Annotated in this window: 6 protein-coding genes and 1 pseudogene; 2 read left to right on the plus strand and 5 right to left on the minus strand. The window is 68.7% G+C overall.

Annotated features, from left to right (window positions below; all coding sequences use genetic code 11):
* Positions 1 to 2 precede the first annotated feature (2 nt).
* Positions 3 to 752: pseudogene (locus AB0J21_RS22965) on the minus strand (transposase); the annotation flags it as partial.
* 110 nt (positions 753 to 862) lie between these two features.
* On the opposite strand from AB0J21_RS22965, the gene AB0J21_RS22970 reads away from it, so the two are divergent.
* A complete protein-coding gene (locus AB0J21_RS22970; RefSeq protein WP_363147954.1) occupies positions 863 to 1,027 on the plus strand; it encodes a hypothetical protein in 165 nt (54 codons plus the stop codon).
* Between the two features lie 134 nt (positions 1,028 to 1,161).
* On the opposite strand, the gene AB0J21_RS22975 is transcribed toward AB0J21_RS22970, so the two are convergent.
* The 3 genes from AB0J21_RS22975 to AB0J21_RS22985 all read right to left on the minus strand — a co-directional run bounded on the left by AB0J21_RS22975 (position 1,162) and on the right by AB0J21_RS22985 (position 4,300).
* A complete protein-coding gene (locus AB0J21_RS22975; protein WP_363147933.1) occupies positions 1,162 to 1,488 on the minus strand; it encodes a hypothetical protein in 327 nt (108 codons plus the stop codon).
* 872 nt (positions 1,489 to 2,360) lie between these two features.
* Complete coding sequence (locus AB0J21_RS22980) at positions 2,361 to 2,900, minus strand: hypothetical protein (protein ID WP_363147934.1); 540 nt, start codon at positions 2,898 to 2,900, stop codon at positions 2,361 to 2,363.
* Complete coding sequence (locus tag AB0J21_RS22985) at positions 2,897 to 4,300, minus strand: molybdopterin-dependent oxidoreductase (RefSeq protein WP_363147935.1); 1,404 nt, start codon at positions 4,298 to 4,300, stop codon at positions 2,897 to 2,899. The genes AB0J21_RS22980 and AB0J21_RS22985 overlap by 4 nt, the downstream gene beginning before the upstream one ends.
* Positions 4,301 to 5,088: 788 nt before the next feature.
* Here AB0J21_RS22985 and AB0J21_RS22990 point away from each other — a divergent pair.
* Positions 5,089 to 8,181: a hypothetical protein gene (locus AB0J21_RS22990; protein ID WP_363147936.1), complete on the plus strand. Its 3,093-nt coding sequence runs from the start codon at positions 5,089 to 5,091 to the stop codon at positions 8,179 to 8,181.
* Positions 8,182 to 8,901: 720 nt separating this feature from the next.
* Here the strand turns inward: AB0J21_RS22990 and AB0J21_RS22995 are convergent.
* Positions 8,902 to 10,758, minus strand: a complete 1,857-nt coding sequence (locus AB0J21_RS22995) for an AAA family ATPase (RefSeq protein WP_363147937.1) — start codon at positions 10,756 to 10,758, stop codon at positions 8,902 to 8,904.
* Between the last annotated feature and the right edge of the window lie 106 nt (positions 10,759 to 10,864).

Consider the following 10,864-nt stretch of genomic DNA (forward strand, 5'->3'; position numbering starts at 1 on the left):
GGGGGGTTGTAGTGGATCTCCCATTTCCCGTCGCGGCCGGCGACGGGGGAGGCCTGGCCGCGGTGTTGGGCGAGGAGGTCCGCGTCGTAGGTGCGGTGGTGGATGGTGATGCCGGCGGGGGTGATGGCCTGCCATCGCACGGGGAGCAGTTCGAGGTAGTCGCGCCCGGTCAGCGGGACGGGCACGTGTCCGGCGACGGCGACGAGGGCGGCCCACATCTGGTTCGGGGGGAGTGTCTTCCTGGGCATCATCGGGTGGCGCAGCCCTTCGTGAGGCCGGTGGTGGTAGTGCACCAGCCACTCATCGAGCAGGTCCTGCAGCTGGGCGACGCTGTAGCAGGCGTCTTTCTCGGTGTCGGGACCGCGGCGGGTGACGTCGGATCCGGTGTAGCCGGGCAGGTGCTGGCAGAACAGGGCGTTGATGGAGCCGAAGGTGCGCTCGACGATGCCCTTCGCGGTGGGGGCGCGGGGCGGGGCGGGCTGGACGCTGATGCCGAGGCTCTCGCAGGCGGCGGTGAACGCGGCGGAGACGAAGACCTTGCCCCGGTCGACGACGATCGTCTCGGGCAGTACGACCGGCCGGGCCGCCGCACCGGCCAGACGCTCATCCAGCGTGACCAGCCGCTGGTGGGGGAGCGCGCGGGCGTGATCCATCCGCAGGATGTCCGGCCAGGTCGGGCGGGCGGGGTGCGGGACCGCCATCTCCGCGAGCAGCAGGGCCGCGTCCACGGCCTTGGTCGCGCTCGGGCACAGCGGAGGACCCCACCATCGTCCCCCTCCTCGTCCAGACCTACCGGGCCCTCTCTCAGGCGCCCCTCCCCGGCAAGAACCGGGCCGGCGGGCTCGTGAGGACGATCGGCGACGTGGACTCCCTGCTGGACCGAATGCGCGCGGAGATCGCCCAGGCACAGGCGGCGGTGATCATGCCGACCGCCGTCACCGCCTGGAGCACCGCGGCTGATCCCGCCGAGCCCGCTGAACGCGTACCGGACGGGACCACGACCCACCTGCCCACCTCCCGCGACTGACCGGCCGCCCGGCAGGCGTCCGCCCGGCGACCGGCCGGGCGGCCGGATCAGGTGGGCAGGTATACCACTTCTGGGTTGGAGCCGCCGTCGCAGTCCCAGATCCCGGTCTTGTTGCCGTTGGTGCTCGAACCCGATTAGTTGTCCAGGCACTTGACCTCGTTCAGCCCGGAGGTGACCGGCCCGGTCGGTGTCTTCGAGTCCGTGCCCGCCGTGATCGACGGTTTGTCGAACTGGTTGGTGCGGTAGCCCTGGGTGCCGAGCCCGGCCTGGCCCGTCGAGAACCGGGAGCTGATCGCCGTGCCGACGGTGCGACCGTCCACGGTGGCGCTGATCTGCGAGCCCTGGAAGGTGAACGACAGCTTGTGCCAGTTGCCCGTGCCCAGCGCCGTGGTCGTTCCGACCGTGATCGTGCGGTTCGAGTCGGGGGTGTACATCTTCTCGATCCACAAGGTCGTGGGCACCTGCGTGCGGATGCCTCGGGGGAGGGTGTCCCACCGCTCACCAACGTTCTCGGGAAGTCAGCGAAACCGGTGGCGGAGACCGGAAACTGTGGCGAGAGAAGAGGGGGACGGAGTGTCTGGTGGTGGCGGTTCTGCCTCATGGGGGACTCCTGAGAGTCGAGTTACCGGCAGGTCATGTGATGACGGCCGAGAGCGCTCCCCGGACCGTAGTGAGCGGTCACGTGCGCGTTACTGGGTCGGACTCCATCTCGACGGCCGGCCCGGATCTCCGAGGGGACGCGCGTCGAGTTCGTCGACATGGAGGCCATGACGACGTCGGACCTCGTCTCGGGCGGCATCCGACCCGGCGACGTGGGATGCCAGAAGATGGCCGATGCCTGGAACGGCGGAACCGAGTCCGCCGCCACCGGAGCGGTCACTCCGCCCGCTTCCCTGGGCGCCGCGAGCCCGGGCGCGAGCGGGGGCCCGCCCGGCGCGCCCGGCAAGCGCCCGGACGCCGTTGGACGGCGGTAAGGCCGACCGCACTACACACTGTGCGGCTTTATACCTGTAACGGCATCTGGACCCAAGCATGGCAGGCGTCAGGCGTCAGGCGTCAAGGATGCCTCCCGTAACCCGGTCTCCTGCAAGTGGGCGCGGCAGCCGGCGGAACCCCGCGATACGGTCGCGGAACGGCCTGCGAGACGGATCGCGACGCCATGCCCGTATCGACGGAGCAAAACACCCGACCGACGCGAGACGGCCGTCGCCCCTGCTGCTGCCGGGGATGAGCGCACGGTCTCGTCAAGAGGAGGGGGCTCCTTGGCGGGCTGTCTTGGCGGCTCGCGACGGCACGTTGGCTCGCGACGGCGCGTTCTCCAGCGCCTGCCTTGTCACGGCGCGGGCACCCGGTTCCTCTCTCCCTCGCCACCCGGTGCGCCGCCGGCGGGCCCCTTGCCGTGGCGGGAGCGGCGCATACGGACGATCAGGACGACGGCGGAGACACCGAACAGTACGGCGGTGATGAGAAGCCAGCGGCCCAGGAAGACGTCGTCGGGGAGTGTGGTGTAGGCGGTGAAGTGGTCGACCCGACGCAGAATCAGCGGGAAGTACACCAGCAACAGGACCCCGGAGAGGAAGACGGGGACGCGGAGGTGGTTGATCCACCGACGGTCCGGCGGACGGCCGGCGCCGGCCGGTGGTGGCTCCCGGCGGTCGCCGAGCAGAGTTTGGGCGGCCCGGTCGGTGAGCGTGTAGAGGGGCAGCAGCACCAGGTCGTGCAGAAGCGCGGCGCCGACGAACCACACGACGATCATCCACGGCTTCGTGCCGCTCAGCAGACGGACTCCGGCGTATGCGGCCAGCGCAAAGGAGGCCAGGACGAGCAGCAGATGCAGCGGAGAGGCGCCGTAGCGGGATCGGAAACGGCTCATGCGGATGCCCCGAAGGTCAGGCGGGTGACCCACTTGGTGTTGTGGACACCCGGATTGGCAGGGACGATGACACGGGCTGGATACCCGTGGTCCGAGGACAGATCCGCCCCGTTGACCCGCAGAGCCAGCAGCGAACGGGAATCACGGACCTGGTTGTCGCGCAGGGTGGTCGAGCCGAAGGCTCCGCCCCGCTGGGCGGACTCGACGAACACCTGGGGCGCCGACTCGGTGAACCCCACCAGAGCGGCCAGATCGGCCAGGCGGACCCCGCTCCACTCCTGGTTCTCGGTGGACCAGCCCTCCACGCACGCGATGGGCAGCGACGCGTGGTACTGCGGCAATGCCAGGACCTGCTCCCGGGTGAACGACAGCTTGCGCCCCTGCCCCATGACGACGAGACGCCAGGCCGGCCCGATGTCACTGGCCCTGATGCCCACCCCGGCCGCCGTCTTGTTCACCTGGAAGCCGTTCGGGCCCGGCCCCGGATCCTGACCGCGTGGTGCGAGCAGCGCGGTCTTGCGCAGCGCGCCGCCGAGACTCTGCCCCGCGGTGACAGCGAACAGCACCAGGGAGCCGGCCCCTACGGTGGCCAGAGCGCCTCGCCGGGACATGGTCGGTGCGGCGGGACGCGGAGTGGTCAGGCCGGACTCGTCGACCGGCCCGGTGGGCCCGCGTCCGGCCGGCCTGCGTACCTCCTCGCGCAGACCTCCGCCACGCAGCGTCCGGACCATCAAGGGGATGCGGAGAGCGATGTGGACGACGAACGCCCCGATGAAAATCCACGCCCCGTAGAAGTGCAGGGTGTAGAAGGAGCCGGGGAAGACGTAGTCCAACTGGACGTTGAGCACCCCGGTCGCGAATTCGAACAGCACTCCGCCCATGAGCAGCAGCAGCGAGAGCCGCTCAAGCGCGTGACTGACCGACCGGACCGGCGGCCACGTGAACAGCTTCGGGATCACCGACCACAACTTCGCCAGAAGCACCGGGATCAGCACGATGCCCAGCGTGACGTGGACGCCCTGGGTCAGCCGGTACAGCCAGTACGGGTGCGTGGGCCACGAGAACAGGTAGAACCCCAGCCAGCCCCGGTCCGGGGTCCGGTCGTTGGTGCCGAGACGAGGGTTGTACGCGGCGTACGAGAGCAGCCCGGTCACGAACATCACCGTGATGCCCACGAGCAGCACCGCGCCGAGCACCGAGGTCAGCCAGGGCCCGCGCAGCGGGCTCCGCCAGAAGCCGGGCCGGGTCGGACCGGCCGGCGGCCCGTCACGCAACAGACCGGCGAGCGTCGGCCGGGGCGCCGAGGACTTGGCCACCGAACCCGCCCGCGTGGAGGTCGCACCCGCCCTGTCCGGCTCGCCCCCACCAGCGTGCCCGTCCCCGGCCTGTCCGTCGCCCATGAGGCCCCTCGCACATCGGATACGACGACAGAGTGCCGCCACACAGGGGACGATATCGCCCCTATCGCCTCATGCCGGGCATTGCCCGAGTGAATCGCACGAGCACCTACGGCGCGTACCCCTGCCTACGATGGCGGGGGCCGGGGGCGCGAAGACCGTCAACACCTCAGGCGGTCTGCCGGCAAACGAGACCATATCTTTCGGTAGGGCGAGCACCACCAAGACCGCCCGCCGACCTCGTCGTAGAACTACGCTGCTGTGATTCCGGGGTTCATAGTCGGTGTGGCATGGGCGGCTTGAGCTGGGGTGTTGGGGGTTTTCTGTGATGGTCTGCGGGGGAGTGTCAGCTGTGCATCGTCATCTGAGCGTCAGTGGCACAGCCTCAGTGACCTGGACGTTGGCACTGACGGATGGTGCTCAACCGTTGCTGACATGAGTGACGAAGGGCCAAGTCATTCTCATGCAGACCGCTTTAGCGGCTGCGGAGTTTGCGCTGGTCAGAGGCGCGAGACCGATGCCATGGATGGGCTCCGTCGGGTTGCGGCGCGGGCCGTAGGTTGGTGCTGAGACTGTACCGGCTAGGTCGTTGGGGCCGGTGACGTCGTTCTCGCCTCCGGCGCAACCCCGGCTGCTGTCAACGCCGCCCGCGGGAAGCTGTTCGAGGGGATGAGCCGAGAGCGCATGTCGGTGAGAGCTCGTAGGCTTTGAGGGCTCCGCTGTCTGAGCGGATTCCTTCACAAGGAGTGCGGGTGCCAGCTCTTCCTCCTCCCAGCGCTACGGGTGTGCGCGTGGCCGGGGACACTTACCAGTGGCTGTACGTGTGGGAAGGATGCGCCCAGGCCTACAAGGACGCGCTCGACGGGGTCCGCGGCGCGGTGGTGGCGGTCGGTGTCGAGGTCACTGGGGCCGGCAACGTGGACGATGTCGTCTACTACCGCGCAGATGGGGAACCGACCCGCTACGCACAGGTCAAGTACGCGGTGGACGCGACGATCACGGTGGGGGAGGAGTACCTGTTCAAACCGAGCGGCGATGGCGGTCCGTCGATCCTGCAGAAGATCACCCGTTCCTGGCAGGACTTGACCCGGAACGGGACGTCGGTGCAACTGGCCCTGCTGACCAATCGGTTGCCGGATCCGACGGACGACCTGCTAAAGGACCGCGACTCGCGAACCGGTCTCCTGCTTCCCCGAGCAGCCAAGGACGGTCACCGGTCCAGGCGGGGCAAGGCGCGCGCCCGCTGGGCCACCCACGCCGGGTTCAGCGAGGCTCAACTCCTCGAACTTCTCGACGTGTTGGAGTTCCACCTGGGGCGCGACGAGTCCGTGCAACGCACCCTCGTCTCCCGGCTGATGCAAGCCGCCGGCCTGCGTCACGACGATCAGGCGATGCTGGCCGCCCTCCAGTGGGTTGCTCAGCAAGCCATCAACGGCAAGCGCCGGTTGTCCCTCGCCGACATCCTTGATGCGGTCAGCCAACTCGGCCTGCTGGCCGCTCGTCCGGCCGAGCCCGGCATCACCCTGCACGGCGACGCACCCGCGTTCGTCGCGAAACCCCGCCCTGTCGCCAAGTGGCAGCCGGACCGCTTGGGCGTGCACCGGGCCGTCCAGGAGCGCGACGGCTTGATGCTGCCTCCCTACATCGAACGGGAACACGACGGCGAACTCCGCAGCCATCTGGGCGCGTTGGCCAGCAAGGGCGCTGGCATGATCGTCGTGCGCGGGGACTCCTGCACCGGCAAAACCCGGTCGGCCTGGGAAGCAGTGACGGCCTGCGTGCCCGACTGGCAGCTGCTATACCCGAAGTCCGCCGCCGGCCTGCGCTCCTGCCTTCAGGTCAACGGGCTCACCGGCCCCACCGTGGTCTGGCTGGACAACGCCCACTGGCTGTTCGGCGAGGCGGATGGCGACCGCGCCGCGGAAGACCTGCTCGCTCTGCTGGACCAGCCGCCCGTCCCGGTCGTCGTCCTGGCCACCATGTGGCCCACACCCATCGACTCGCCCGGATCCAAACCCGAGCAGCAGGGCCGGTCCCGGCACATCCAGTTGCTGCTCGACCTGGCCCGCACTATCCACCAGCCCGAGACTTTCGACAGCGCTGCACTCAACCGGTTCGAGGACCAAGCCCGCGGGGATGGCCAGTGGACCCAGGCAGCCGCCCAGGCCCGCGCGAACGGTGAACTGTGCCAGCGCCTGGCCGCCGCCCCCGAACTCCTGGACCGCTACCGCCATGCCGACCACGCACCCGGCAAGGCCGTGGTCACCGCAGCAGTCGAGGCCCGGCGCCTGGGCGCACGCGGGCCGCTTTCCCTGGCCTTCCTCGAGCACGCCGCCCTCGGCTATCTCAGCCCCGACCAACGCCGCAGGCTGGACCGGCAGACCTGGTTCACCGACGCCCTCGCCTGGGCGCGGACCCCGGTCAAAGACGTCGCCTCATGCCTGCAGGGCGTCCTCGCGTCCGACGGCATCGGCGAGGCGGCGGGCCTGGTCGGCCTTAGCGACATCATCGAGCAGCAGATCGCCCCCGAGCGATGGGGCGTAAAGCCCCCGGCCGCACTCTGGCAGGCCGCACAGTCGGACCTGACCGACGGCAGCGACCTGGAAAGCCTCGCCCTGCAGGCGTTCGCCTTCGCCCGCTTCCGCATCGCCCGGGACCTGTACGTCGCCGCCCTCGACCGCAACACCTCCTCCGCCTTCGAAGGCCTGTGCTTCTCCTACGTTGAGACCGAACGCATCCGCACCCGGCGAGGCCTGAGGGAACTGTGCGACCAGGTCGAGCGCGTCCACGACGGTGGCGCGAGCCTCGTCCACCTGGGCACCTCCCTCATGCAGCTCGCCCTCGCCGGCGAAGCCGTCGAATACCCCGACACCCTCCGGCCCCTTGCCGAAGGACTCCTGACCCGGGCCTGCCGCGAAGGCAACAAAGACGCCCACCTGGCACTGGAGTACTTCCTGCACGCCCAGGGCCGTCACTGCGACGCCGAAGCTCTCACCCCGTCGCCCGAGCCCCCGGCACCGCACGACCCCGCCCAGCTCCTGCACGATGCTGCCGCAGGTGACGCGACCGCCCTGGAACGACTGCGGAAGGTTGCGGACAGACGGAACGAGACGTTCCACCAGATCGCGGCTGCCGCCTTCACCGCCAGCCCCGCCTTGTGGAGTTGGCCCACCAAGCTCGCCCGTGCAGGCGCCCCGGAACTGGTCGAACCGCTGCTGCGCGCCGCGACCGACAGCGGCGACCGGCAGGCCCGGCAACGGCTGGTGAGCTTCCTCGACGACCAGGAACGCGCCCCTGAGGCGGAGGCCGTGCTCCGTGCCGTCTCCGCCACCGACATGTACGCCCTCAACACTCTGTTTCACCGCCTGTGGCCCCCCCGCCCCCGGACCGCCCGGGAGGTCCTCACTGAGGCCGCGCAGGCGGGCCACATCCTGAACGTCCTCACTGTGCTGCGACCCCTGACCTATGGGGGACGCCTTCCCCGCGACCGCCGCTTCGCTATCACCGCCATCCGCGTGCTGGCCCGGCTCGGCTACGAACCCGCCCAGGTTCAGCTCGCCCGAACCCTGCTGGCCGAGGCGGACGAACTCGCACGGGAGAAGACACCACGCCACGACCTTCTCGCCCGCAAACGCCACGCGGCGCACCGACTGCTGCGGCAAGCAGCCCCAGGCCACCGTGAAGCCCGCAGTCTCCTGGGCCGACTGGCCGAGCAGGAGGACAACTACACGCAGGCCGCCGACTGGTACCGCCAGGCCATCGATGTCGGCGACTACGAGATGTTCCCCTCCCTCCTGCAAGCGCTGCACCAGGGGATACCGCCGAACGAGGATGAGGTTCTCTACGGTCTCGACGCCGACGGCACCCTGCTCCCCCCATGGTGATGTCGCGGGCCATCGGCACAACAGCGACATGCTCCGCAGCCCTGTCTGAGAGCCGCCAGGTGGCCGGAAGGAACCCGGCGCCGAGGTGGTCGCGGGTGGGGTCAGTGCAGCGGCAGGCCAGTGAGCGGGGACGAGCCTGCCGGGATATATGACGTCTGGGCTTCGCAGGCCGCTGGAACTGTGACCTCCGGGGCCCGCGCGCGTGCTGCCCCACGCTGGACACCGAACGACTGAGTCCCGAGTCGCCACCCCTCGCCTGGGCGAGGGACGGATGCGTCCAGTGGCGGTGTCCTGGTGGCCAACTGGAGCGACTTGCACTCAGGATTTTCGGCAGGGTTGTTCCTGCGGGCCGTGGGAAAGCCAGGAACAGGCCGTGTCAAAGGAGACTGGCGGTTGGAGAACGGGGGCGAGGGCGAGCCCGCCGTTTCTGTGCCTCAAGGGCGAGCGGAATGCTTGATTCCGCATTGTCAGAGGGGTGTGCGAGGCTGAGTTCACTGAGTCGGACATAGGAAGGCGGAAGGCGATGCGGGCCCCCATCGTGCGCGTTCGGCATGCCACTCCACCCCCGCCCAGCGGCTGCCGCTGGTGCGGCGACCCGCAGGACAGCCACGGCTCGCAATGGATCGCATCGGTCGGCATGCACACCTGGGCCGAACCCACACGGGAGCAGCGTCTGCAAAGGATGCGGGCCCGGCGCTCGGCGGCGCGGGCCTGACCTTCTCAGTCGTCCTCGGCCCACGGATGCGGGCCGGAGTCTTCTGCGACGGAGATCGCCTTCTTGAACACGCTGTGCAGGGCTTCGGGGACATCGGAGGGCTTCTCAATGTACTCCGCCAGGAAGCCGACGAGCTGCTCCTTCTTCGGCGGGGCATCCTCGGACCCGTCCTTGAACAGGGCGTGCAGGCTGTGACTGAACTTGGGCTCCCTGCGCAGGGCGTCGATCTCCTCCGCCGTCCAGACCCGGCCCTGCGCAGCCTCCTTGTGGGGCCACTTGTCGTTGGCGACGCGCGCCCACAGCTCTCCGCTGAAGACGTCCTCGAACTCGTTCGGGGCTCCCAGATAGATGCACTCGGCGGGCTTGAAGCCGTTGATGCTGAGGCGATCGTCGTTAAAGAACTTCGCCTTGTCGCGCTTGGAGTCCCGGTCGACGATGAAGGCAACGGTCCGCTTGTGCTCCTTAAGGAACTTCGCGAACTTGAGGGCGCCGTCGTTCCCGCCGCACGACCACAACGCGATGCCGGCGGACTGGATCGGATAGCCCATCGCGATGCGGAAGAGGATAGGGAAGGCCGCGTACTCGGTCGGCCCCTCCACCCCAATGAAGCACTTCTCGTGCAGCAGCACACTATTGCGGAACCCGAGCGAGGCGGCCATGTTGGACATAAAGCGACGCACCTCCTTGTCCGTGTTCTTTGCCGTCAAGGACTGGATCTCTGCCCGGCCGTCGCTGCTGCCTAGGTGGACCACGTCCTGGATGTCCACCCCGTCGATCAGGTTCAGCGAGTGGGTCGCCACGATCACCGAGGAGTGGGAGGCCCGGGAGGACGTCTCGATCATCTTCATGATGCGCCGCTGGTGCTCGTAGTCCAGATGCGTGTCCGGCTCGTCGTAGGCGATCACGACGTCGTGCTGGGGTGAAGCCTCCTCTTCCGGGGGAGCTTCCGCGGTCTCCAGTAGGTCCCGCGTGCTCTCCCACAGTGCCAGGGCGATCCGCCGGGAGCGGCCAGCTCCCGCTGACCTGAGCGGCACCTCCCGCTGGCCGTTGACGGACGCCGTCATTTCGATGGCGCCCACCGAGGGTTTGAACTGAATGCGCGGCTGCAGGCTCAGGCTGTCCAGGCCACAGCGCTTCTCGACTTGTCGGCGCAACCTGTCCGCATCCACCTTGAGGAGTTCGCCGAACTCGTCCTCCAGCTCAGTGATCTTCTTGAGTGTGGAGTCATTCTTGGCGTGGTCGCGGAGCTTGGCGGTGAGGATGCTGCGCACGACCGTCTCGGGGGACTCCGCCGCGTCACCGCGGAAGTAGACCATGCCGGGCATAATGTCCTGGATCTCGGCCGGCGCGGAGACCCATTCCATCGCTGTATCCAGGCCCGCCGCGTACTGCTGCAAAGGCTCAAGCCAGCTTGCCTTTGCGGTGGCTCGGCCCATGGCCTCCACGCCCAGGATCGCGGCAAGCTCCTTGAGCTCGGCAAGGCCCATGCCCTCCAGCGTCCGGAGCCGCGCATCGCCGCACACGCGCAGCTGGGCCTCCAGGCCGGTCTTGCCGTCCGGCGTGAAGCGGCGCCGGACCAGCAGCAGTGAGTCGAGGGCGAGCCGCTGCGCCTCCGCAGCGGAGAGCTCGAAGGTTCCCTTGACGCAGATCTCCCGAGCTTCGGAACGGGGCTGCCCCTCGTCCGCTTCGCAGTCCCCGAAATGCGACAGGTCGCCGGAGTGAATCTCGACCTCCGGCTCGTCGAGAAGGAAGGCGACGGCATCCAGCACCGCGGTCTTCCCGCAGTCGTTGTGCCCGGTGAGAACTGTCTGCTTGCGGAACGGGATCCCCTGGATGTCGACAAGGGAACGGAAGCCCTTCACGCCGAGCTCAACTAGTGTGATGCACCGGAAATCCTGGCGTTAAATTGCTACGGTTTCAGGATGTCGTTTTCGGGACGCTCTTCCGCCGAGTTCGTTTTGACCGCTG

Source organism: Streptomyces sp. NPDC049954, assembly GCF_040656295.1.
GTDB lineage: Bacteria > Actinomycetota > Actinomycetes > Streptomycetales > Streptomycetaceae > Streptomyces.

Excerpts from the sequence above, each read along its gene's own strand:
- AB0J21_RS22980 (WP_363147934.1), bottom strand. The coding sequence starts at position 2,900 with ATGAGCCGTTTCCGATCCCGCTACGGCGCCTCTCCGCTGCATCTGCTG.
- AB0J21_RS22985 (WP_363147935.1), bottom strand. The coding sequence starts at position 4,300 with ATGGGCGACGGACAGGCCGGGGACGGGCACGCTGGTGGGGGCGAGCCG.